This is a genomic window from Microbispora sp. NBC_01389, from assembly GCF_045040095.1.
In the GTDB taxonomy this organism is placed as follows: domain Bacteria; phylum Actinomycetota; class Actinomycetes; order Streptosporangiales; family Streptosporangiaceae; genus Microbispora.
Genome location: NZ_CP109552.1, coordinates 1,893,186 through 1,916,428 on the forward strand (window position 1 = coordinate 1,893,186; position 23,243 = coordinate 1,916,428).

The window sequence follows — 23,243 nt, forward strand, 5'->3', positions numbered from 1 at the left end:
GCGAGGGTGCGCGCGAGGGTAGGCACGGGCCGCGAAATCCGATGAAAGATTCATGGCTCAGACCGGTTCCGGCTGCGCCTTCCCGCCTCGCTCCCCGGGTTCGCCACGCTCCTCTGGTTCGCCACGCTCCTCTGGTTCGCCACGCTCCTGGGTCCCGCCCCGGGCGAGGAACGCGCGGCGCAGCACGAAACGGTCCGCGGCCTGGTCGAACGGGCCGCCGGACGGATCGTCCACATCCCCCTGGCGGACGACGTCGTGCTCGGGGCGCAGGATCTCCCAGACGACCAGCGCCATCAGGACGAGGATGGTCAGCAGCCGGGCCCAGACCGACAGGAAGTAGGGGTCGTCGCCGATGCCGAGCGAGGCCTGGTCGGGAATCTGGGTGATCAGGTAGAGCCAGATCGAGAAGAAGTACCAGCACTCGGCCACCTGCCAGGCGGCGAGGGCCCCCCACCTCGGCCTGGCCAGCACCGCGAACGGCACCAGCCACAGGACGTACTGCGGCGACCAGACCTTGTTGGTGATCATGAAGGCGGCCAGGGCCAGGAAGCACAGCTGCATCAGGCGCGGCCGGCGCGGCGCGGCGAGGGCGAGCACGGCCACGCCCAGCAGCAGCACCGCCAGCGCGGCCATGGCCATCGTGTTCAGCTTCTCGGAGTCCCCGAGGAAGGCCAGGAACTCGGGCCGGTCGTGGCCGAACCACTGCGTCTTCTGGAAGAAGAACCACAGGCCGCCCCAGTCGGCGCCGCGCTCGCTGCTGAAGGCGTAGAACCGCTGCCAGCCCTCGAAGTTGACCAACATGATCGGCACGTTGACCAGCAGCCAGGCGCCCGCCGCCCCCGCGACGGTCTTCAGGAACGGCACCCACCTGGCCGTACGCAGAGTGAGCAGGAACAACGCGCCGAAGAACATCAGCGGATAGAACTTCGTGGCCACGGACAGGGCCAGCAACACGCCGGCCAGCCACGGCCGGTGCCGGGCCCAGGCCAGCAGGCCGCCGAGCGCGAGCGCGCCCGCGGCGAGGTCCCAGTTGATGTACGCGCAGAGGATGACGGCCGGGCCGATGGCGTACCACAGGGCGTCCCAGGGGCGGCGGCCCGCGAGCGCGGCCGTCAGCAGCACGCCCGCGACCAGCGCGAGACCCATCAGGACCACGGTGACGTCGTAGAACACGACCCCGTCGCCGCCGGCGAGGCGCCGGGCGAACTCCATGATCCCGCCGATGCCCACCGGATATTCGACCGGGTAGTCGACGTAGGGGACCTTGCCCTCGTTGAGCTTCTCCGCCCAGAACAGCGGATAGATGTCGGTGTAGCAGAAGTGCGTGTACTGCCCGATTCCGCCGTCCCAGGCGCCGCCGAACCGGCAGGGATACTTCCACAGATAGGCGAGGACGGCGCCGAGTCCCGCGAGGAGCCCGAGAGGCAGGTACGGCACCGCCCGCGCGGCGACCCCGGGCATCGGGGCGGAGTCGTTCGTGGTCCGGGTCGTCATGGTGGGTATTGCACCATCGAACGCCGTGAGTTGGCGACTCCGGCGAATCGAGGGAGCCCGCGGCGCGTCGCCGCGGGCCCCTCGTCACGGTCTCGGTGTCGTCTCAGGGTCGCCTGAGCGTCGTGTCAGGATCACGGTCTGGGGACGACCCGGGACGGGATCACGGTCTGGTCCCTGACTGTGGCACGGGCGCCGACGCGGGGGCGCCGCCGCCGTCCGCGGGAGCGCCCTGCCCCCCAGGTCCTCCGGGCCCACCCTGCCCGGGGCCGTCGTCGCCGAGATCGAGACCCACGCCGTCGTCGCCACCGCCGGGGCCGCCGTCACAGGACAGGTCGCCGGGCAGACAGGCGCCGTTGCCGCCGCTGCCGTCGCCGCCGCCGTTCGGGAAGCCGGTCGGCATGTCGTTGGGGAACCCGGCGTCGTCCGGCTCCGGGCTGGGCGACGGCGTCGGGCTCGGCACGATGTTCTCCGGACTGCCCAGCCCGGCCTTCTGCGGGAACTGCTCGACCGGCTTACCCGCGAGCGCCTCCATCATGAAGTTCCGCCAGATGGTGGTCGGGTAGGTCGCGCCCTCGATGCCGCTGCCGAGCGATATCTCACGAGGCTTGGAGTACGGGTTCTTCGGGCCGTACTTCTTGCTCTTGGGGTTGGGCTTTTCCGGGCAGTTCGCATCGACAGGCTGGACGATTTTGCCCGTCTTGGTGACGCACTGCTCGCGGTACATCCCGACCGCGGTGGAGATCTGCGGGGTGAAGCCGACGAACCACGCTTCCTTGTTGTCGTTGTTCGTGCCGGTCTTGCCGGCGGCCGGGCGGCCGATGCCCTTGCCCTGCGCCGTACCCGACTTGAGGACCTCCTCCATGGCCGCCACGGAGTCGGCCGCCGCCTCGGGCGTGATCACCTGCTTGACCTCACGGCGCTCGGCGAAGACGACCGACTTGTCCTTCCGGACCTCTTTGACCACGTGGTAGTCGACGTGCTTGCCCTCGTTGGCGAAGATCGAGTAGCCGGCGGCCTGCTCGACCGGGGTGACCAGGGCGCTGCCGATGGAGAACGCGTACTTGTGCTCCTTGACGTCGTCCTCCATGCGCTGCTTGCCGAGCCCGGCCTCCTCCGCGATCTGCTTCACCGCGCTGAGCTGCCCGATCGTGCCGTTCGCCTCGTCCAGCTTGTACGCCATCGAGGCGAACGCCGTGTTGACCGAGTCGGCGGTAGCCGTGGTGACGTTGATCGCCGACCCGACGTTGTGGCTGTTGCCGATGGGCTTGGTGCCGGGGAGCTCCTCCGGCACCGTCTTGTTGCCGGGCACGAAGCTGTTGAGGCTGTATCCGGCGTCCAGCCAGGCGGCCAGCACGTACGGCTTGAAGGCCGAGGCGGCCTGCTTGTAGGAGTCGAACGGCTCGTTCCAGTTGTCCTTGACGTAGTCCTCGCCGCCGTAGAAGGCGAGGACCCGCCCCGTCTTGGGGTCCACCGCGGCCAGGCCGGCGTGGATCTCCTTCGGCAGGCTGGCTGTGGTGCCGATGACCGCCTTCCTGGCGGCCTGCATGAGCTTCTTGTCGAAGGTCGAGACGATCTTGTAGCCGCCGCTCCTGACATTGTCGGGCGACAGGTTCATCCGGGTCTTCAGCTCCTGCAGCACCTGGACGACCATGTAACCCTTCAGACCGCCCAGTTCGTTGTTGTTGCGCTCGGGGACGGTCTTGGGGAACTTGGCCGTGCTCGGCAGCTTGCCGTACTTGGCCGGGTCGAGCTTGGCCATGGCGTTGACGACGTCCTTGAACCGGCTCTGCAGCCGGGGGGAGTCGGCGTCCAGGGCGGGCGTCTGGATGCGCGCGGCGAGATAGGCGCCCTGCTCCGGGGTGAGCTGTTCGACGTGCTTCTTGAAGTACGCCTGCGCGGCAGCCTCGATGCCGTAGGCACGGCCGAAGGGCACCGTGTTGAGGTACTGCAGCAGGATCTGGTCCTTGGTCATCGACTTGTCGAGCTTGACCGCGACCAAGATCTCCTTGATCTTTCGCTTGATCGACACTTCCTGGCTGAGGCCGTCGTAGTAGTTGCGGGCCATCTGCTGGGTGATGGTCGAGGCGCCCTGGAGCTGCTGCCCGGTCGCCGTCATGTAGACCGACCGGACCATGCCGGGGATCGAGATGCCGCTGTCGCCGCGGAAGGTGTCGTTCTCGATCGCGATGACGGCGTCCTGGACGTGCCGCGGCACCTTGTTGATGTCGTCCAGGATGACGCGCGGGGTGCCCACCTTGGCGATCAGCGTCTTGCCGTCGTTGTAGTAGATGGCGCTGCCCTGCGCCACGGCCTCCGCCTGCGTCGTCGCGGGCAGCGGGGTGTTGGCGTAGGCGACCGCGATCATGCCGAAGGTGCCGGCGGCCAGTACGGTGAAGGCCGCTACCACGATCTTCCAGCTTGGGACGAACCGCTTCCAGCCCGTACGGCGGGGCTTGGCGTTCTCCTCGAAGTCGTCGTCGTCGAAGTCGCGCGGGTCACGCGGGCCACGCCCGCCCGGGCCACCGGGCCCACCCGGTCCCCCCGGACCACCGGGGCCTCCCGGGCCGCCAGGACCGCGGCCGGACGGCCTGCGGCGACGTCCGCCGGTCTGTCCGCCGGTCTGCATCGACTCGGTGGGCTGCCCCTCGGCGTCGCGGCGAGGGCCGCCCGCCGGCATGCCCAGCGCCTGCGTGCGCTCGTCGGTGCCCGGAACCCCAGGCCGTCCCGGACCTCCCGGACCACCGGGACCACCGGGACCGGCCGGGCCACCGAAACCGCCCGGGCCACCCGGGCCGCCGACGCCGGGACCTCCGGGGCCCTGCGGGCCGTAGCGCGGGTCGCGGCCTCCCGGCGGGCGGCCGCCCCCCACGGGACCCCGCGGCCCCTGTGCCGGTCCCTGCGGCGAACCCTGTGCCGGGCCCTGCATCGGAGTCGGCGGCACCGCGCCCATGGCCGCCGTGTCCTCGAAGGCCGCCGAACGGCGGCGGGGGTCCGGCTCGGGGCGGGACGGCTGCGGCGCGGGACCCCGGCCGCGCTGCCGCGGCGGGGCGGGTTCGCCGTATTCACCGCCGTACTCGCCGCCGTGATCGCCGTAGGCGCCGTACTCGTCGGATTCCCGGGGCGAGCGACGGCGGCGCCCAGGGCGGGATGATCCACCGGAGCCCGAGGCGTCCTCGGGGCGGCCGGACGATTCCGGTCCGTAGCTGCTGTAAGTCACACGTCCTCGTCAGATGTTCTCGGGAAACTGATCGACGTCGGCCGGCAGGCCGGGAGCGTTCCTCCTGGAAAGGTGGAGGTCGCCCTACAGGGAAGGGCCCGGGGGATCGGCTGTTCCGTGGACGAACGACACCGCCAGGTGGTTCCAGGTACAACCTTGGCAGACCTCCCCCACGCAGACCCGGGATTCGCCGTATTCCCGGGCCGTCGCGGCGTGCTCCGCCCTCCCTCTGGTCCGTCCCGCCGCTCGTCCCCATCCGTCCCCGTACACGGGTGTGACGTTGGTCACGTTCCTTCGTCCGCGCCCGGGGCAGAGGCGAGACGTGGGCTCAGCGTGAGGCCGGGCCGTACGTGGGAGTGGAGGGCGGGCGTCCCAGACGTCCCGCGCCCGCGCGCGATCGGCACGGACGGACCGTACGGCCGCCCGCCTGGCGAAGCCGCGGGCCTCGGCCGATCGCTGTGAGCACATGTGGCCAGATTACGGCCCTTTGCCAAATCTTGCCCAACCGTTGACCCGTTGCCATCTATGACGGCCCGACGTATCCTGCTGATGTATCGAGTCGATACATCAGTCGGACACAGGAGGTGGTTCCAGTGACGGGCTCTCGTGGAGGTGTGCTGGAGCTCGCCGTCCTGGGGTCGCTGCACGAAACACCTCTGCACGGTTACGAGCTGCGCAAACGGCTCAACACGCTGCTCGGCATGTTCCGTGCGTTCTCCTATGGCTCGCTGTATCCCTGCCTCAGGGGCCTGCTCAACGACGGGTTCATCGTCGAGGAGGAGCCCCCGCAGGACACGGTCCTCGGCCGCCGGTCGAAGATCGTCTACCGGCTCACGGCGGAGGGTAAAGAGCGGTTGCAGGAGCTGCTCAACCAGTCGGGCCCGTCCTCCTGGGAGGACGAGAGCTTCGGCATCCGCTTCGCCTTCTTCCGCCACACGGAAGCCGAGGTGCGGCTGCGCATCCTGGAAGGCCGCCGCAGCCGCCTGGAAGAACGCCTCGACCGCGTTCGTGAGGCTCTGTCCCGCACGAGGGAGCGACTGGACAGCTACACGCTGGAGCTCCAGCGCCACGGGCTGGAGTCGGTCGAGCGCGAGGTTCGCTGGCTGAACGAGCTGATCGACTCAGAACGGCGGAGCCGGTCGGCTCCCGGCGAGGGGGGTCACCCCCCGGGTCCCGCGCAGGCCGTACAGGAAGAGACCCAGAGGGCGGACACGCCCGAGGCAGATAGGTAAAGGAGCGAGTGCTATGGGTTCGGTGCGCGTAGCCATCGTCGGTGTGGGCAACTGCGCCTCATCGCTGGTGCAGGGCGTCCACTACTACAGGGACGCGGATCCGGGCAGCCGTGTGCCGGGCCTCATGCACGTGCGGTTCGGTGACTACCACGTCGGTGACGTGGAGTTCGTCGCCGCCTTCGACGTGGACGCCAAGAAGGTCGGCCGCGACCTGTCGGAGGCCATCGTCGCCTCCGAGAACAACACGATCAAGATCTGCGACGTGCCGCCGCTCGGCGTCACCGTGCAGCGTGGTCCCACCTTCGACGGGCTGGGCGAGTACTACCGGGAGATCATCGAGGAGTCCGACGAGCAGCCGGTGGACGTCGTCCAGGCGCTCAGGGACGCCCGGGTGGACGTGCTCGTCTCCTACCTGCCGGTGGGCTCGGAGGAGGCCGACCGCTTCTACGCGCAGTGCGCGATCGACGCCAAGGTCGGCTTCGTCAACGCGCTGCCGGTCTTCATCGCCTCCGACCCCGAGTGGGCCGCGAAGTTCACCGAGGCCGGCGTGCCGATCGTGGGCGACGACATCAAGTCGCAGGTCGGCGCCACGATCACGCACCGCGTGCTGGCCAAGCTGTTCGAGGACCGCGGAGTGGAGCTGCTGCGCACCTACCAGCTCAACTTCGGCGGGAACATGGACTTCATGAACATGCTGGAGCGCAGCCGCCTCCAGTCCAAGAAGATCTCCAAGACCCAGTCGGTCACCTCGCAGATCCCGCACGAGATGGGGAAGGCCGACGTCCACATCGGCCCGTCGGACCACGTGCCGTGGCTGGACGACCGCAAGTGGGCCTACGTCCGCCTGGAGGGCAGGTCGTTCGGCGACACCCCGCTGAACCTTGAGTACAAGCTCGAGGTGTGGGACTCGCCCAACTCGGCCGGCATCATCATCGACGCGGTCCGCGCGGCCAAGATCGCCCTGGACCGGGGCGTCGGCGGCCCGCTGCTGTCGCCCTCGTCGTACTTCATGAAGTCGCCGCCGGAGCAGTACTCCGACGACGCCGCCCGTGAGGCCGTCGAGAAGTTCATCCGGGGCGAGAACGAGCGCTGACGGACTCTTCGCCGCGTGTCCCGCCCCGGTTCCGTGTCGGACCGGGGCGGTGTTCTTCCCGGCACGCGCGTCCAGGACGCGCATCCAGGACGCGCTCCGGGACGCGTGCCTCAGGAGACCGTGACTCAGGAGACGGGGAGCGCGGCCGGCGGCAGGGCCGCCGGGTCGGCCACCGGCCAGGCCAGCGGGTCCGGCCCGAGCGCGACGAGCTGCGGCACCTGCTCCCGGGCCCAGGGCGAGATGTCGAGCTCACCGCTCAGCACGCCGGCCGCGAAGCTCGCCCACGGCTCCCAGCGGACCTCGCCGACCTCCTCGGCGTTGGGCACGGCCTCTCCCGTCACCACCGCCCGGTAGACCGGGCACAGCTCGTGCTCGACCATCCCGTTGTCCATGACCGCGCGGTAGGCGAAGCGCGGCAGGATCAGGTCGACGGACTCGACGACCAGCCCCAGCTCGAACGCCAGGCGGCGGACCACCGCCGACGACAGCGGCTCCCCGGGCAGCGGATGGCCGCAGCAGCTGTTGGTCCACGCGTCGGGCCAGGTCAGCTTGTGGCCCGCCCGCCGCGACAGCAGCACCCGGCCCTGCCGGTCGAAGACATAACTGGAGAACGCCAGGTGCAGCGGAGTGTCCGCGCCGTGGACGGTGGACTTGGGAGCGGTGCCGATCGGGTTGCCCTCGAGGTCGAGCAGCACGACATGTTCCGGTGAGGTCACCGTCAGAGAGTACGGTGTCGGGCCGTCGCCGGTCAGTGGCAGGGGGTTTTATCGGGGTTGATCCTGATGCCTCTCGGAGATCGCCCGCGTAGGCTGTCGCCGTGTCCTACGTCTCCGATCTGCGGGTGGTCCTGCGGGGTCGCAACTTCCGGCGGCTCTTCGCCACGAGGCTCGTCTCGCAGTTCTCGGACGGGATCTTCCAGCTCGCCGTCGGCGGGTACGCCTTCTTCAGCCCGGAACGGCAGGCCAGCGCCGCCGACATCGCGGCGGGCCTCGCCGTGCTGCTCCTGCCGTACAGCGTGCTCGGGCCCTTCGTCGGGGTGTTCATCGACCGCTGGTCGCGGCGGCAGATCCTCGTGATCGCGCCGATCGTGCGCGGGACGCTGCTGGTGCTGGCCGCCTGCCTCGTCGCGGCGGGCACCTCCGACGTCGTCTTCTACGTGGCGGCGCTCGGCGTGCTCGCGGTCAACCGCTTCTTCCTGGCGGCCCTGGGCGCGTCGCTGCCCCACGTCGTGCCGGGCGACCAGCTGATGATGGCCAACGCGGTGACGCCCACCTCCGGCACGGTGGCGACGTTCGTCGGGATGGGCACGGCCATGACGCTTCGCACCATCGCCGGATCGGACGACCGGGGCGTGGCGGTGCTGCTCGTCTGTTCCGGCGTCGTCTTCGGGCTGAGCGCGCTGATCGCCCGGACGATGGAGCGCTCTCTGCTCGGCCCGGCGTACGACCCGGACCGCCCGCAGGCCCGCGAGGCCGTACGGCACGTGCTGACCGGGCTGGTGGACGGCGCGCGGCACGTCGCGCACCGGCGGTCGGCGGCGGCCGCCCTGACCGGCATGGCCGCCCACCGCCTCATGTTCGGCATCTCGACGGCGGCGGTGGTCCTCATCTACCGCTACTCCTTCACCACCAACCCCGACGACGCGCTGAAGGGCATCGCGCTCGTGCTGGGCGCCGTGGGCGCCGGGAGCTTCGCCGCGGTGCTGGTCACCCCGTGGGCCACCGAACGCGTCCGGATCGAGACCTGGGTCCCGGCCATGCTGGTCACCTGCGGCATCCTGGAGTTCGCGCTGTGCGTGACGTTCCGCGAGTGGGGGTTCCTCGGCGCCGGGTTCGTCATCGGCGTCGCGGGGCAGAGCGTGAAGATCTGCGCGGACACCGTCGTGCAGCGCGACGTCGAGGACGCCTATCTCGGCCGCGCCTTCTCGGTGTACGACATGCTGTTCAACGGCATGACGGTCCTCGGCGCGGTGCTGGCGGCGGCTCTCCTCCCCCACGACGGCAGGTCCTACCCGGCGCTCGCCGTGATCGCCGCCGGCTATGCGCTCGGCGCGGTGGTCTACCGCGTGGTCCTCCCCTCCCCCACTCCCCGCCACCCTGTCGCCGCCTCCGATTGACACCCGCAACCGGACGACTACAATGAGTAGCGCGCGGTCGGATGCGAACCGCGAAGTGAGGCCGGGCTTCCCGCCGGATGACGGGCACCCGGCCATCGCGTTTTCCCGGGACGGTCAGCTTTCGATGTTGACGCCATCCAGGATGGAATCCACGGCCGCCACATACTCCCCTGTCCGGCCTGTCACTCTCGCGGCGGCCGCTCCCACGAGGATGTCCGACAGCCAGAGCAGCGACTCCTTGGCGGACGAGGCATGCTCGACCGTGAAACGCGGGGGACGCCCGGCCATCCCGCGCAAGACCTTCCGGTCGCTCTCGTCCTGCTTTTCCTGCCTCCGGTCGAGCACGAGCCGCCGGACATCCTGAGGGACGTCCAGCGCCAGCCAGCGCAGCGCGCGTCGCCGAGAGGCCTCCTTGTGCCCGCGGCACTCGAAGCGACAGACGTATACCGTCGCCCGCACCGGAAGTGTGGCCAGTGCCCTAACCAGGCGCAGCCGGGTCGGCCCGTCCTCCGCATGCCAGTGAGGCCTGGTGGCCGTCGGGATGAGTTCCGCCAGTTCTCGCCCCACCCGCGGCGCCAGATCCGGGACGGCGTAGACGACGGCCACGAGATAGAGGCCCGGCTCGTCATGGATGGACTCGTCGACATAGCCGACCGATCCAGGAATGAGGGGACGCACAAGCACTCATGCTCTCATCACTCCAAGTAGTTTTGTGACTACAGCGGGAACTCCCGGCGGTCGCGTAGGGTCCGGGGCGTGGAGGCTGAGGAGATCGCGCGACTGGATCGGGAGCATGTCTGGCATCCGTACGCGGCGGTGCCCTCGGCGGCTCCGGCGCAGGTGGTCCGGCGGGCCCACGGCGTACGGCTCACGCTCGGCGACGGGCGGGAGGTCGTCGACGGCATGTCGTCCTGGTGGGCGGCGATCCACGGGTACAACCACCCCCGCTTGAACCAGGCCGCCCGCGACCAGCTCGACGACATGGCGCACGTGATGTTCGGCGGGCTCACGCATGAGCCCGCCGTACGGCTCGCGACACGGCTGGCGGAGCTGACCGGGCTGGACCGGGTGTTCCTCGCCGACTCCGGCTCGGTGGCCGTCGAGGTGGCGATCAAGATGGCCCTGCAGGCCGCGGGACCCGGGCGGACCCGGCTGCTCACGGTCAGGGGCGGCTACCACGGCGACACGTTCGGCGCGATGGCGGTGTGCGACCCGGTGAACGGGATGCACCACCTGTTCTCCGGCGTGCTCCCTCAGCACGTCTTCGCTCCGCTCCCACCCGCCGGGTACGGCACGCCACCCGACGAGGCGTACCTGGCGGAGCTGTCGGCGCTGGCCGGGGCGCACGCGGCGGAGCTGGCGGCGATCATCGTCGAGCCGGTCGTGCAGGGCGCCGGAGGCATGCGCTTCCACCACCCCGCCTATCTGCGGCGGCTGCGTGAGCTGGCCGACGAACACGGCGTCCTGCTCGTCGCCGACGAGATCGCGACGGGGTTCGGGCGCACCGGCGAGCTGTTCGGCTGCGACCACGCCGGGATCCGGCCGGACATCATGTGCGTCGGCAAGGCGCTCACCGGCGGATACCTGACCCTGGCGGCCACCCTGTGCACGGCGCGGGTGGCCGACGCGGTCGGCGTGCTGATGCACGGGCCGACCTTCATGGGCAACCCGCTGGCCGCCGCCGTCGCCAACGCCTCACTCGACCTGCTCGCCGAGCGTCCCTGGCGGGAGGAGGTCAAGCGGATCGAGGCCGGGCTCCTCGACGGCCTCGCCCCGGCCGCCGGCCATCCCGGCGTACGGGACGTGCGGGTCCTCGGCGCGATCGGGGTGATCGAGACGCACGATCCCGTCGACGTGCCGCGCGTCCAGGACATCGTGCTGCGGCACGGCGTGTGGCTCCGGCCGTTCGGCCGGCTGATCTACACGATGCCGCCGTACGCCTGCGAGCCCGGCGACATCGCCGCGATCACCCGCGCCATGGTCGCCGCCGTCACGAGCTGAACGCCGTCACAAGCTGAACGCCGTCACGTGAGCCGAGCTCAGGACAGGAGACCGTTCTCGCGGGCCCAGGCGCGCAGTGCGTCCCCGGCCGCCTCCTTGCCGATCAGGCCGTGGTCCATGCGGATCTCCAGCAGGTGCTTGTAGGCCCGGCCGACGACCGGGCCGGGCGGCACGCCGAGGATCTCCTGGATCTCGTTGCCGTCCAGCTCGGGCCGGATCTTGGCGAGCTCCTCCTCCTCGGCCAGCCGGGCGATGCGCACCTCCAGCTGGTCGTAGGTGCGCGACAGGGCCTGCGCCTTACGCCTGTTGCGGGTGGTGCAGTCGGCCCTGGTCAGCTTGTGCAGGCCGGACAGCAGGTGCTCGGCGTCGCGGACGTAGCGGCGCACGGCGCTGTCGGTCCACTCTCCCGTGCCGTACCCGTGGAAACGCAGGTGCAGCTCCACGAGCTTGGACACGTCGGACACCACGTCCTTGGGGAACCTCAGCTCGGTCAGCCGCTTCTTCGCCATCTGCGCCCCGACCACCTCGTGGTGGTGGAACGACACCCGGCCCCCCGGCTCGTTGCGGCGGGTCTTCGGCTTGCCGATGTCGTGCAGCAGGGCGGCCCACCGCAGCACGCGGTCCGGTCCGGCCGTCTCCAGCCCGATCGCCCGCTCCAGCACGATCAGCGTGTGCTCGTAGACGTCCTTGTGCCGGTGGTGCTCGTCGATCTCCAGCCGCAGCTTCGGCAGCTCGGGCAGCACGTGAGCGGCCAGCCCGGTGTCCACGAGGAGCGTGAGGCCGGCCCTCGGGTACGCGCCGCAGACCAGCTTGTCGAGCTCGTCGCGGATGCGCTCCGCCGAGACGATCTCGATGCGGCCGGCCATCGCGGTCATGGCCTCGACCACCTCGGGGGCGACCGCGAAGCCCAGCTGCGCGACGAACCGCGCGGCGCGCAGCATCCGCAGCGGGTCGTCGTCGAACGACCGCTCCGGGGCGCCGGGCGTGCGCAGCACCTTGGCGGCGAGGTCGGGGAGCCCGCCGTACGGGTCGACGAACTCGTGGCCGGGCAGGCGGACCGCCATCGCGTTGACCGCGAAGTCGCGGCGGGCGAGGTCGCCGTCGAGCGAGTCGCCGTACATCACGTCCGGCTTGCGGGAGGCCGGGTCGTACGACTCGCTGCGGTAGGTGGTGATCTCCAGGAGCCGGCCGCCCTTGCGGACGCCGACCGTGCCGAACTCGATCCCGATCGTCCAGACGGCGTCCGCCCAGTCCTTGACGATCTCCAGCACCCGGTCGGGCCTGGCGTCCGTCGTCAGGTCGATGTCCTTGCCCACGCGGCCCAGGAAGACGTCGCGGACGGATCCGCCGACCAGGGCCAGCTCGTGTCCCCGGGCCGCGAACAGCTCGCCGAGCTCGTCGGCGACCGGGGCGATCCGGCGGAACAGTTCGTTCACGGCGTGCTGCTGGCCGTCGCTCAGATTTGAAACGGACAAGGCTGGGTAGGTCCTTCGGTCACGGAACAGAGACTCTCCCCCGACGGCCCAGGTGCCGGGTGTCACCCAGGGGAGACACGCCTAGCGATCACCAGGCCACGGACGGTTCGGGGGCGCTGGACGACGCAAGGAGCACACGAGATGAAAGACGCTCTCGCGATTCACCGCTGGCTCCTCGCCCACCAGATCCACCATGAGATCGTACGTCTTCCGCGTCCGTTGACTTGCGCCGACGAGCTGCCCGAGGTCCTCGGGGTGGCCCCCGAGACCTGCCTGTGCGTGTCGCTCTTCGAGGTGACCGCGCGGACGGGCACCCGGGCGGTGGCCGTGGTGAGCACGGTCGGCCGTTCTCCCGCGCCCGCGGCGGTGGCCTCCCTGCTGCGTACCCCCAGGGTACGCCCCGCCTCGTCCTTCACGGTGAACTCGGCGACCGACTACGCCGACGGGCTGGTCTGCCCGCTGCTGCTGCCCGACGAGCTGACCGTGCTGGTGGACCAGCGGCTGCGGGACCGCCTCGATCCCGACGAGGTCGTCCACACCGCGACCGGCGAGCGCCGCACCGCGTTGCGGCTGCGCGCGATCCACCTGTTCGACCTGGTCGCGGCCAAGGCCGTGGACATCAGGACGATCCCCCGGAGGGGCGCGGCGAGCCTCGCGAGTCCTATCCGGACCGCTTAGGCCATAGCATTCTGGGCGTGCGCCGTTCCTCACCGCTGGCCCGCACATGATTCGCAAGGCCGCACTGCTGACCCTGCTGACCGCCCTGCTCGCGTCCCCCGCGGGCATGGCCGGTACGGCTGCCGCCGTACCCGCGGGTCGCGTCGCGGCCGCCGCCGCTCCGGCCGACCCGCTGGTCGTGAACGAGATCACGCCGGAGGTCGTCCGCGACGGTGCCACCGACGTGACGATCTCGGGGACCGTGGCGGGCACCCCGGGAGCCGCCGTACGGGTGGTGGTCCGCTACTCGCCGAACCGGCCGCTGGCCTCGCGCGACGAGATGGCGGCCTACCTGTCCGAGCAGGGATACGCCCCCTCCAACTACAGCACCCGGGTCCAGGCGACGCCGCTCAACGAAGCGGGCAAGCTGCCCTTCCGGTTCACCGTGACGCCCTCGGATCTGGGGATGTCCCGGCCCGGCGTCTACCCCCTCGCGATCGAGGTGGCCGACGCGGCGACCGGTCAGCGGATCGCGATCGAGCGCACCTTCCTGACGTACGCCCCGAAGGGCGAGCAGATTCCCAAGGTGAAGCTGGCGCTCGCCCTTCCCCTGGTGGACCGTCCGCACCGCGCCGACGACGCGACGTTCATGGACGACGACCTGTCCGCGTCGCTCGCGTCCGGCCGCCTGGCGGCGCTGCTCCAGACCGCCCAGGACACCAGGGACAAGGTCACCTGGTTCGTCGATCCCGCCCTGCTCGACGACGTCCGCGTCCTGTCCGCCGGCGCGCGGAGCGTGCGCGGCGTGCGCAAGGAGGCCGACCCGGCCGCGGGCCAGTGGCTGAACGGCCTGCGCGGCGCGCTCACCGGCAAGCCCGTCGTGGCCACGCCGTACGCCGATCCGGACCTGACCGCGCTGGTCCACTTCGGCCTCGACAAGCAGGCCGCGGCGTCGGTGCAGCGCGGGGCCGCGCTCGCGAGCGAGGTGCTCGGCCGGGAGATCCACGGCAGCACGGCCTGGCCGGCCGGCGGCCGGATCGACCGGGACACGCTGGACGAACTGGCGATCTCGGGCGTGACGTCCGTGCTGCTGTCCGGGGACTCGCTGCCGGTGCGGGCCCTGGCGCCGGACGACCCGGCGGCGTTCACGTCCACTCCGGTCACCCCCGACGGCGCGGCCACGCTCTACTCCGTGGCGGACAAGCCGATGACCGCGCTGCTCGCCGACCCCACGCTCAGCGCCGTCCTCGGCGGGAACGTCTCGGCCCCCGGCGCGGCGATGCTGGCCCGGCAGCGGTTCCTCGCCGAGACCGCGATGATCGCCTTCGAGCGCGAGACCGCGCAGCCGGGCCTGCCGGACCCGTCGGGCCAACCAAACCGGTCAGCACAGGACGGATCGGCCGGATCGGCGAAGACGTCGTCGCCCACCGTGATCGCGGTGCCCGGCTCGCACCTGTGGACGCCCGACCCCGCGTTCGTCTCCGGCCTCCTCCAGGCCGCCTCGGCCGCTCCCTGGCTGCGCATGACCTCGCTCGGCTCGGTGACGCCGGGGCGGGGCGGGGCGCCGCGGGACGACCTGGCCTACACCGAGCGCGACCGCCAGTCGGAGCTGAGCCGCTCCCATCTCGCCGCCATCCGGAAGCTGGAGCGCAAGGCCGAGGCCGCCGCCACCGTCACGGTGGAGCACACGGACCTCTTCCACGCCGCGATACTCCGGCTGGCCTCGGCGTCCTTCCGGGGCGACGCCAAGCGGGCCGCCTCCTTCGCGCAGCGGGTGAAGGAGACGATCGACCGGCGCATCACCGGCGTGTCCGTGCTCGACAGCCCGCGTTCGGTGGCGGGGAGCAACGGCCAGGTGCCGGTCAGCGTGGCCAACAACCTGGACGAGGACATCGAGATCAGGATCCGGGTCACCTCGGGCAGCAAGTCCCGCCTCGCGATCGACGCGCCCGGCGGGACCTACCGGACCCAGCCGACCAGGGTCCTCGCCGGCCGGAGCCAGCTCGTCAACGTGCCGGTGATCGTACGCGGCGGGGGCGGCGAGGCGAGCATCTCGGTGCAGCTTCTCACCGACGGCGACGTGGCGTACGGCAGCGCCGTACGGGTCGTCGTGCGCGCGACGGGCTACACCGGCATCGCCGTCGTCATCGTCGGGGCGGCCCTGGTCATCATGCTCGCCGCCGTGGTGATGCGCGTCCTGCGCCGCAGGTCGAGGAGGGCGTTCCCGTTCGACGGCACGACCGCCGGCGGGGGGCCGCCGGAGGACCGGCCGGACGCCGTCCCGGCCGAGCGGACGCAGTCACCGTAGGCGGACCCCTGGTCCGGCCCACCCCGAGTGAGGCGGCCGTGCGAACGCGGCCGTCGTGACCCGAAGGACATCCATGAGCAGGATGCTGCGAGCCAGCGCGATCATGGCGGCCGGGACGATGGTCTCGCGGCTCACCGGCTTCGCGCGGACGGCGATGCTCGCCGCCGCCATCGGCACCTTCGCTCTCGGCGACGCCTACAACGCGGCCTACATGATTCCCTACATCCTGCTCGACCTGCTGCTCCAGGGCGTGCTGAGCAGCGTGATCGTGCCGGTGATCGTACGGGCTCAGCAGCGCGACCCGGACGGGGGCCAGGCGTTCGAGCAGCGGCTGATGACGCTGGCGGTGGTGGTGCTGACGGCCGTCGCGCTGCTCGGCGTGCTGCTGGCCAAGCCGATCATGGAGCTCTACACCGCCTCGAACTGGACCGAGGACAAGGTGGAGGTCGCCGCCACCCTGGCCAGGTTCATGCTGCCGCAGATCGCGTTCTTCGGGGTCGGCTCGCTGGCGGGAGCGATCCTCAACACGCGGGACAGGTTCGCCGCCCCGATGTGGGCGCCGGTGCTCAACAACATCGTGGTCATGGGCGTCCTGGCCGCCTACTACGCCGTCGGGTCGTCCGACATCGAGAAGGTGAGCGAGCGCGACCTCACGCTCCTCGGCCTCGGCACCACCGCGGGCATCGTGGCCCAGGCGATCGTGCTGGTGATCGCGTTGCACCGGGCCGGGTTCCGGTTCCGCCCGCGCTTCGGGGTGCGCGGCACCGGGCTCGGGGAGGCGGCCAGAGCCGCCGTGTGGACGTTCGGCTACACCGGCATCACCCAGATCGGGTTCTGGGTCACCACCAAGCTCTCCACCGGCTCGGGCCAGCAGGCGCCGGGCGCCGGCAACAGCGCCTGGGCGTACGCGTTCCAGCTCTTCCAGCTCCCGTACGGGATCATCGCGGTGTCGGTGATCACCGCCATGCTGCCGAAGATGAGCCGGTCCGTCGCCGAGGGCAGGCTGGAGGAGGTGCGCACGGAGTTCGCCTCGGCGGTGCGGCTGGTCTCGTCCGTCATCGTCCCGGCGAGCCTGCTGCTGATGGTGCTCGGCCCGGCGGTCACCACGCTGATCTTCTCGTGGGGCCACATGACGACGGCGAACGCGATCTACATCGGGCATATCCTCCAGGTGTTCGGCCTGGCGCTGGTGCCGTTCTCGGTCTTCCAGCTCCTGCTGCGGGTCTTCTACAGCTTCGGCGACACCCGCACGCCCGCGATCATGGCGGCTGTGAACGTGGCCATCAACGCGACGCTCAGCCTGGTCGCGTACTTCACGCTGCCCGACCGGTACATCGTCATCGGCATGGCCTTCGCCTACCTGGCCACGTACGTCGTGCTCTGCGGCGTCGCGTGGGTGCTGGCGAGCCGGAAGATCGGCGGCCTCTCCGGCCGGGAGGTCACCACCGGCCTGGGCCGGATGTACGCGGCGGCGATCCCGGCCGCCGCGCTCGCGCTGGCGGTGCTGTGGCTGTCCCGGGAGCTCACCGCGATCACGCCGGTGAGCTCGGCCGTCGTGCTCGTCGTCGGCGGCGGCGCCGGACTGCTGCTCTACCTGCTGGCCGCGCACCGGCTGCGGGTTCCCGAGGTCCGTTCCATCATTGGACTCGTGGCGGGCAGGGTAGGACGGTAGGAGTTCTCACGACCAAGCGGCAACTCGAAGGTAACCCAGAAGTCCGATTCGGACGTCTTCAATCGGGAAGGCGGGCACAAGCGGCACGGCACTAGCATGGTGCGCCAGGGAGTGTTGATGAAGCGGCGTCCGTTGCGAGCGGGAATCCGGTGGGATTCGGCGCGGCAGGGCATCACTTTTGATACACCTTCCAGCGAAACGTCCCGCGGATCTTGCCCTACCGGAGAAATCCGGCCCGGCGGTGCTCCGTCCGGTGCCGCGGCAGGCACGAGATCCCGGGGGCGCGACCTGGAGTTGGGATCGGCGAGCGGAAGCGGGAAGGCGTGGGCGGAAGCACCCGGCATCGGCTGATGCATGCCGACAGGCCGCGGAGCGGGGCGGCCGCATGAGCATGTCCACGGTCGAACCGGGGACCCGGTTGGCGGACCGGTTCCGCCTGGAGGACCGGGTCCACGAGTCCGCGGGCGCGACCCTGTGGAAGGCGCTGGACGAGATCCTCGCCCGGCCGGTCGCGGTCCACACGTTCGCGCCGGACTTCCCGCGGGTCACCGAGGTCGTCACGGCCGCCCGGGTGGCGAGCCGGCTGACCGACCCACGTCTCACCCAGGTCTTCGACGCGGCCGACGAGGACGGCACGGCGTACGTCGTGAGCGAGTGGGTCAGCGGTGAGTCGCTGCTCGACCTGCTGGAGAGCGGGCCGGTCGACATCGCGCGTGGCGCCGCCCTGGTCGCCGAGGCCGCCGAGGCGCTGGCGCACGCCCACGCGGCGGGTCTCACCCATCTTCATCTCACCCCCGGCCGCCTGGTCTGGACGAGCGGCGGGACGGTCAAGCTCCTCGGGCTCGCCGTCGACGCCGCGATCCTCGACCTCCACAGCGAGGATCCCGCCCGCGAGGACGCCGAGGGCCTGGGCCGCCTGCTGTACGCCGCGCTCACCGGGCACTGGCCGGGCGAGTCCGACTGCGGCCTGCCCCCCGCGCCCCTCGACGACGGCAGGGTCTGCACGCCCCGGCAGGTCACCGCCGGCGTGCCGGGTTATCTCGACGCCATCACGTGCCGGGCGCTGCTGCAGGAGCCGAGGCGGGGACAGCCTCCGCTGACGACCCCGGCCGAGGTGGCCGAGGCCCTCGCCGAGGTGCCGCGTCCCACGCCGGTCCCGGTCAACACCGCCCCGCCCGCGCTGAACCTGCGCGCCGAGGCGCCCGACGGCATGGGCATGGGCGGGACCACGATGCCGCCGCAGCGGCCGCATCCGCATCCGCAACCGCCGCGTCCGCAGGGCGGCGCGGCGAGCAGAATCCTGCTGACCGTCATCGTGCTGCTCGTGATGGCGGCCGTCGGGGTCGGCGCCTGGACGGTGGGCAAGAACCTCGGCAACACTCCGCGGGTCACGCAGCCGGACGTCGCCGACTCGCCGTCCCCCACGGCCAAGCCGGTCGCCGTCAAGCCGGTGAGCGCGACCGGGTTCGACCCCCTGGGCGACGGCTCGGAGAAGCCGGAGATCGCCGGCCTCGCCGTCGACGGCAAGCCGTCCACCGAGTGGCACACCGACAGCTACCTCGGCGCGGACCTGGGCGGGCTCAAGGACGGGGTCGGGCTCATCCTCGACATGGGCAAGCCGGTCCCGATCGCCGACGTGGTCGTCTCCCTGGGCGACTCCGCCGGCGCGACCGTGCAGCTCAAGGTGGGCGACGCGGCGGATCTCGGTTCGCTGAGGACCCTCGCGGAGGCGAGGGGCGCCTCGGGCACGGTCACGCTCACCCCGAGCAGGGCCACCACGGGCCAGTACGTTTTGATCTGGTTCACCAGGCTTCCGCCCTATCTCGGGAAGTATCGTGGCACCATCTACGAAGTAACGGTGCACTCCCCCGGATCGCCATAGCAGGGACCTGTGAACTCCCCACCAGACACACCCCCGACGGCTGAGCACGCGCGGCACGCCGCGTCCGACGCCGATCTGCTGACCCGCCACCTCGGCGGCGATCCCCACGCGTTCAGCGAGATCGTCCGGCGGCACCGCGACCGGATGTGGGCGGTCGCCCTGCGTACGCTGGGCGATCCCGACGAGGCCGCCGACGCGGTGCAGGACGCGTTCGTCTCGGCGTACCGGAAGGCGGACAGCTTCCGCGGCGAGGCGGCGGTCACGACGTGGCTGCACCGCATCGTGGTGAACGCCTGCCTCGACCGCATGCGCCGCAAGTCGGTGCGGCCCGTCGCCGACGACGAACTCATCGAGGCCGCCGAGCGGGAGGCTCCGGCCACCGACCAGTCGAGCGAGCGGGAGGTCGCCCTGGAGGTGACGGCGGCGCTCAAGCTGCTGCCGCCCGACCAGCGGGCCGCGCTCGTGCTCGTCGACATGATGGGCTACGCGGTGGACGACGCCGCCGCGGTGCTGGGCGTCCCGCCCGGAACGGTGAAGAGCCGCTGCGCGCGGGGCCGCGCCAAACTCGCCCCGATTCTTTCTCATCTACGGAACCGATCAGACCTCACTCGCGTCTCATCCGGGAAGGGAGCAGAACTTCGTGACGGGTGACACGCACTACGACCTGGAGATTCTCGCCGAACTTGCGGAGGGTCTCCTCGACGAAACCACGGCACGGCTGGTCCGCGAACACCTCGCGGTCTGCGACCCCTGCGGGGAGCGCCTCGCCGACCTGGCCGCGGTCCGCGAGGTCCTGGCGGCGGTGCCGGTGCCGGCGATGCCTCTGGGCGTCGCCAAACGCATCGACCAGGCGCTGGCCGCCGCGGCCCCGGACTGGGACCGCGTCATGCGGGACTCCCCCTGGGAGAACGCGCCGTGGGAGACCGTCGAGACTCCGGTCGAATCCATCGTCCCTTCCGGGGCGCCACAGCCGGGGCTCGTACCCGAGCCGGAGCCTGCGCCGGAGCGCGAGTTCGCGCCGGTCGCCGCGGCGACCGGTCCGCTGGGCGTCGTGTCCGGCGACGGGACGATCACGCCGATCGGGCGCCGCACGCGTGCGGGGGGCCGTAGGTCCACCAGGCGGCGCGCGTGGGCGATGCCCGCGGTGGCCGCCGCCGCCGCGGCGGCGGTCGTCGTGGTCGGGGGCGGGGTCGCCGCCACCGGCCTGCTCTGGTCCGGCGGCCCGCGGCCGCAGTCCGCGCTCAGCCAGGGCGACGCGAGCCAGACCCCGGAGAAGACCCGCGCGCAGGCGCTCACCTACTCGACGTACGCCAGCGGCCACAACTACACCAGCCGGGAGCTGCGCGGGCCGCTGCTGGGCTACTTCGGCGTCGGTCCCGGCGTGGACGGCGCGTCCACGAACGACGATGGTCTCGACAGCTGCGTCAAGCAGTTCTCCACCGAGCTCGACCGCACGCCGATCGGGGTCGACAAGGCCCTGTACAACGGCAACGAGGCCACGATCATGGCGTTCTGGGAGGACAAGAACATCAACGCCGTACGCGTGGTCGTCGTGGACTCCGAGTGCCGCCGCCTGCGGCCGGAGGGCCTGGCCAGCTGGAGGTGACCCGGCGCCGCTCCCGGCGGCGCACGGCGTACGGCGCGAGCCGTACCATCGGCAGTGACGAAGCCCCCCGCGACCTCCGGGGGGCTTCGCGTATGAGGGGGCTCCCGGTGCTCCGCGTGCCGGGGGTCGGCAGCGGGAATCGCCGGGCCCTAGGATCTGTTGACGCGACTGCACATCACACCGGGATCGGAAGGCTAGGCCGTTGAGCGACGTCCGTAACGTGATCATCATCGGATCGGGGCCCGCCGGCTACACGGCGGCCGTGTACGCCGCGCGGGCGGACCTGCGGCCGCTCGTCTTCGAGGGCTCGGTCACCGCGGGTGGTGCGCTGATGAACACCACCGACGTGGAGAACTTCCCCGGGTTCCCGGACGGGATCATGGGTCCTGACCTGATGGACAACTTCCGCAAGCAGGCCGAGCGCTTTGGTGCCGAACTGGTGGCGGACGACGTCGTGGAGGTCGACCTGGAGGCCGACCCCAAGGTGGTCAAGACGTACACCGACACCTACCTGGCCAAGTCCGTGATCATCGCCACCGGCTCGCGCTACCGCGAGCTCGGCCTGGAGAACGAGAAGCGGCTGTCCGGCCGGGGCGTGTCGTGGTGTGCGACCTGTGACGGGTTCTTCTTCCGCGACCAGGAGATCGTGGTCGTCGGCGGCGGTGACACGGCGATGGAGGAGGCCATCTTCCTGACCCGGTTCGCCCGTACCGTCACCGTGATCCACCGCAGGGACACGCTGCGCGCCAGCAAGATCATGCAGGACCGGGCGTTCGCCAACGCGAAGATTCGCTTCGTCTGGGACAGCGAGGTCGTCGACGTGCTCGGCGAGGACCGGATCTCCGGCGTGCGCGTGCGCAACCTCAAGAGCGGTGAGGAGACCGACCTGCCGGTCGGGGGGCTGTTCATCGCCATCGGCCACGAGCCGCGCACGGAGTTGCTGAAGGGCCAGATCGATCTCGACGACGAGGGGTACGTCCTCGTGGAGTCGCCGACGACCCGGACCAACATCGACGGTGTGTTCGCGGCGGGCGACGTCGTCGACCACATCTACCGTCAGGCGATCACGGCCTCCGGGACCGGATGCTCCGCGGCGCTCGACGCCGAGCGCTGGCTGACGCTGAACGCCTGAGACCGTTTCCGGGACGGCCGCGGGATTCCGGGCGTCCGCGGGAATGCGGTGACCGTTCCCGCGGTTGCACCCACCACACCAGACACAAGGGGAGAGTTACCTTGGGCGCCATCAAGAGCGTGACGGACGCGAGCTTCGAGGCCGAGGTCCTCAAGAGCGACAAGCCGGTTCTCGTCGACTTCTGGGCCGAGTGGTGCGGTCCGTGCCGCCAGGTCGGGCCCATCCTCGAGGAGATCGCCGCCGAGAACGCGGACAGGCTGACCATCGTCAAGCTGAACATCGACGAGAACCCGGCCACGCCGCGCGACTACGGCGTGCTGCAGATCCCGACGATGAACGTCTACAAGGGCGGCGAGGTCGTCAAGCAGATCATCGGCGCCAAGCCGAAGGCCATGCTGCTGCGCGAACTGCAGGATGTCCTCTGACGCGCCCCGGACGAAGCCGGCCGGAGCCCCCCGCGCAGTTCGCGTGGGGGGCTCCGTCGTGTCCTGGGATCACTCGGAGCGGGGATCACTCGGAGTGGCGATCGGGGGGCTGAGATCGCCTCAGACGGGCCGCAGCGCCCGCTCCGGGGACATCGAGCCGAGTAGGCGCTCCAGCGCCACCTCGACGTCCTCACGCCACGAGACGGCGGTCTTGAGCTCCAGACGGAGCCGGGGGAAGCGCAGATGCGGGCGGACGGTCTTGAACCCGACCGACAGCAGATAGTCCGCCGGGAGCAGGCAGCCGGGCTGCTCCCACTTGAGGTCGCCGAAGGCCTCTATCGCCCGTACGCCGCGGCGGGTGAGGTCCTTGGCGACGCCCTGCACGAGCATCCGGCCGAGCCCGCCTCCGGAGAACTCCGGCACGATGTGCGCGGTCGTCAGCAGCACCGCGTCGGAGCTGACCGGAGAGGTCGGGAACGCCACCGATCGGGGGACGTACAGCGGCGGGGCGTAGAGCACGAAACCGGCCGCCACGCCGTCGACGTAGGCGATCTTGCCGCAGCTCCCCCATTCGAGGAGGGTCGCGGAGATCCACGCCTCCTTCTCCAGGCTCGGGTCGCCCGCCTCCACCGCGCGCTCCCCACTGACGGGGTCGAGCTCCCAGAACACGCACCGCCGGCACCGGCGCGGCAGGTCATCGAGGTTGTCGAGGGTGACATTGACCAGCCGACGCGACACGTGATGCCCCAATCCCCGCTAGCGGTCCCGCCAGAAAAGCGCGCGAATACGGCGTCTACTGCACGCATCGTAACTCAGCGGCAGGACGGGAGCGCGTACGCCACAAGAGCCACAGCTGACCGTTTACATCGTCCTCACGGTGAAACCAGTGAGACAGGAATGCAGGAAAAGGGGTCTGTGATGGTCAATACCCTG

The 23,243-nt window shown here is 70.9% G+C and carries 19 protein-coding genes; 12 read left to right on the plus strand and 7 right to left on the minus strand.

What is annotated here, in order from left to right; all coding sequences use genetic code 11:
* Window positions 1–57: 57 nt before the first annotated feature.
* From OG344_RS08445 to OG344_RS08455, 3 genes are all read right to left on the minus strand, one after another.
* On the minus strand, window positions 58–1,494 hold the full coding sequence (locus tag OG344_RS08445; RefSeq protein ID WP_405087726.1) for a glycosyltransferase family 87 protein: 1,437 nt from the start codon (window positions 1,492–1,494) through the stop codon (window positions 58–60).
* Window positions 1,495–1,654: 160 nt separating this feature from the next.
* Entirely contained in the window at window positions 1,655–4,711 is a 3,057-nt protein-coding gene (locus tag OG344_RS08450) for a transglycosylase domain-containing protein (RefSeq protein WP_405087727.1), read from the minus strand.
* An 84-nt stretch (window positions 4,712–4,795) separates the two neighbouring features.
* The gene (locus OG344_RS08455) at window positions 4,796–5,179 is read right to left on the minus strand and encodes a DUF5318 family protein (protein WP_405087728.1); all 384 of its coding nucleotides are present in this window, start codon (window positions 5,177–5,179) and stop codon (window positions 4,796–4,798) included.
* 125 nt (window positions 5,180–5,304) lie between these two features.
* On the opposite strand from OG344_RS08455, the gene OG344_RS08460 reads away from it, so the two are divergent.
* Together OG344_RS08460 and OG344_RS08465 are read left to right on the plus strand one after the other, a co-directional pair.
* On the plus strand, window positions 5,305–5,943 hold the full coding sequence (locus OG344_RS08460; protein ID WP_327048683.1) for a helix-turn-helix transcriptional regulator: 639 nt from the start codon (window positions 5,305–5,307) through the stop codon (window positions 5,941–5,943).
* 13 nt (window positions 5,944–5,956) lie between these two features.
* Window positions 5,957–7,036, plus strand: a complete 1,080-nt coding sequence (locus tag OG344_RS08465; protein ID WP_405087729.1) for an inositol-3-phosphate synthase — start codon at window positions 5,957–5,959, stop codon at window positions 7,034–7,036.
* A gap of 125 nt (window positions 7,037–7,161) precedes the next feature.
* Here OG344_RS08465 and idi read toward each other — a convergent pair whose 3' ends face one another.
* Entirely contained in the window at window positions 7,162–7,752 is a 591-nt protein-coding gene (gene idi / locus OG344_RS08470; protein ID WP_327048685.1) for an isopentenyl-diphosphate Delta-isomerase, read from the minus strand.
* Window positions 7,753–7,853: 101 nt separating this feature from the next.
* On the opposite strand from idi, the gene OG344_RS08475 reads away from it, so the two are divergent.
* Window positions 7,854–9,152: an MFS transporter gene (locus OG344_RS08475; RefSeq protein WP_405087731.1), complete on the plus strand. Its 1,299-nt coding sequence runs from the start codon at window positions 7,854–7,856 to the stop codon at window positions 9,150–9,152.
* A gap of 114 nt (window positions 9,153–9,266) precedes the next feature.
* Here the strand turns inward: OG344_RS08475 and OG344_RS08480 are convergent, their stop codons facing one another.
* Window positions 9,267–9,836 carry a hypothetical protein gene (locus OG344_RS08480; protein WP_405087732.1) on the minus strand — a complete coding sequence of 190 codons (570 nt, stop codon included), beginning with the start codon at window positions 9,834–9,836 and terminating at the stop codon, window positions 9,267–9,269.
* Window positions 9,837–9,908: 72 nt separating this feature from the next.
* Here OG344_RS08480 and OG344_RS08485 point away from each other — a divergent pair, with 72 nt between their 5' ends.
* Complete coding sequence (locus OG344_RS08485) at window positions 9,909–11,153, plus strand: adenosylmethionine--8-amino-7-oxononanoate transaminase (RefSeq protein ID WP_405087733.1); 1,245 nt, start codon at window positions 9,909–9,911, stop codon at window positions 11,151–11,153.
* A gap of 38 nt (window positions 11,154–11,191) precedes the next feature.
* Here the strand turns inward: OG344_RS08485 and OG344_RS08490 are convergent, their stop codons facing one another.
* Window positions 11,192–12,589 carry a CCA tRNA nucleotidyltransferase gene (locus OG344_RS08490; protein WP_405087734.1) on the minus strand — a complete coding sequence of 466 codons (1,398 nt, stop codon included), beginning with the start codon at window positions 12,587–12,589 and terminating at the stop codon, window positions 11,192–11,194.
* Between the two features lie 180 nt (window positions 12,590–12,769).
* Between OG344_RS08490 and OG344_RS08495 the strand changes: the two genes are divergently transcribed.
* From OG344_RS08495 to trxA, 8 genes are all read left to right on the plus strand, one after another.
* On the plus strand, window positions 12,770–13,306 hold the full coding sequence (locus OG344_RS08495; RefSeq protein ID WP_405087735.1) for an aminoacyl-tRNA deacylase: 537 nt from the start codon (window positions 12,770–12,772) through the stop codon (window positions 13,304–13,306).
* 46 nt (window positions 13,307–13,352) lie between these two features.
* Window positions 13,353–15,593 (plus strand): hypothetical protein, encoded by a 2,241-nt coding sequence (locus OG344_RS08500; protein ID WP_405087736.1) that lies wholly within the window; start codon window positions 13,353–13,355, stop codon window positions 15,591–15,593.
* Between the two features lie 73 nt (window positions 15,594–15,666).
* A complete protein-coding gene (gene murJ, locus OG344_RS08505) occupies window positions 15,667–17,265 on the plus strand; it encodes a murein biosynthesis integral membrane protein MurJ (protein ID WP_405087737.1) in 1,599 nt (532 codons plus the stop codon).
* 385 nt (window positions 17,266–17,650) lie between these two features.
* The gene (locus OG344_RS08510) at window positions 17,651–19,147 is read left to right on the plus strand and encodes a protein kinase family protein (RefSeq protein ID WP_405087738.1); all 1,497 of its coding nucleotides are present in this window, start codon (window positions 17,651–17,653) and stop codon (window positions 19,145–19,147) included.
* Between the two features lie 9 nt (window positions 19,148–19,156).
* A complete protein-coding gene (gene sigM, locus OG344_RS08515) occupies window positions 19,157–19,798 on the plus strand; it encodes an RNA polymerase sigma factor SigM (RefSeq protein ID WP_327048693.1) in 642 nt (213 codons plus the stop codon).
* Complete coding sequence (locus tag OG344_RS08520) at window positions 19,788–20,753, plus strand: anti-sigma factor family protein (protein WP_405087739.1); 966 nt, start codon at window positions 19,788–19,790, stop codon at window positions 20,751–20,753. Before sigM ends, OG344_RS08520 begins: the two co-directional genes overlap by 11 nt.
* Window positions 20,754–20,955: 202 nt before the next feature.
* Complete coding sequence (gene trxB, locus OG344_RS08525; RefSeq protein WP_327048695.1) at window positions 20,956–21,885, plus strand: thioredoxin-disulfide reductase; 930 nt, start codon at window positions 20,956–20,958, stop codon at window positions 21,883–21,885.
* Window positions 21,886–21,986: 101 nt separating this feature from the next.
* Window positions 21,987–22,310 (plus strand): thioredoxin, encoded by a 324-nt coding sequence (gene trxA, locus OG344_RS08530; RefSeq protein WP_405087740.1) that lies wholly within the window; start codon window positions 21,987–21,989, stop codon window positions 22,308–22,310.
* A gap of 120 nt (window positions 22,311–22,430) precedes the next feature.
* Here trxA and OG344_RS08535 read toward each other — a convergent pair whose 3' ends face one another.
* A complete protein-coding gene (locus tag OG344_RS08535; RefSeq protein WP_405087741.1) occupies window positions 22,431–23,048 on the minus strand; it encodes a GNAT family N-acetyltransferase in 618 nt (205 codons plus the stop codon).
* Window positions 23,049–23,243 lie beyond the last annotated feature (195 nt).

Bases quoted from the DNA above. Each gene is read 5' to 3' on its own strand.
- OG344_RS08465 (WP_405087729.1), top strand. From the start codon at position 5,957: ATGGGTTCGGTGCGCGTAGCCATCGTCGGTGTGGGCAACTGCGCCTCA.
- OG344_RS08495 (WP_405087735.1), top strand. From the start codon at position 12,770: ATGAAAGACGCTCTCGCGATTCACCGCTGGCTCCTCGCCCACCAGATC.
- OG344_RS08500 (WP_405087736.1), top strand. From the start codon at position 13,353: ATGATTCGCAAGGCCGCACTGCTGACCCTGCTGACCGCCCTGCTCGCG.
- OG344_RS08455 (WP_405087728.1), bottom strand. From the start codon at position 5,179: ATGTGCTCACAGCGATCGGCCGAGGCCCGCGGCTTCGCCAGGCGGGCG.
- OG344_RS08510 (WP_405087738.1), top strand. From the start codon at position 17,651: ATGAGCATGTCCACGGTCGAACCGGGGACCCGGTTGGCGGACCGGTTC.
- OG344_RS08445 (WP_405087726.1), bottom strand. From the start codon at position 1,494: ATGACGACCCGGACCACGAACGACTCCGCCCCGATGCCCGGGGTCGCC.
- murJ (WP_405087737.1), top strand. From the start codon at position 15,667: ATGAGCAGGATGCTGCGAGCCAGCGCGATCATGGCGGCCGGGACGATG.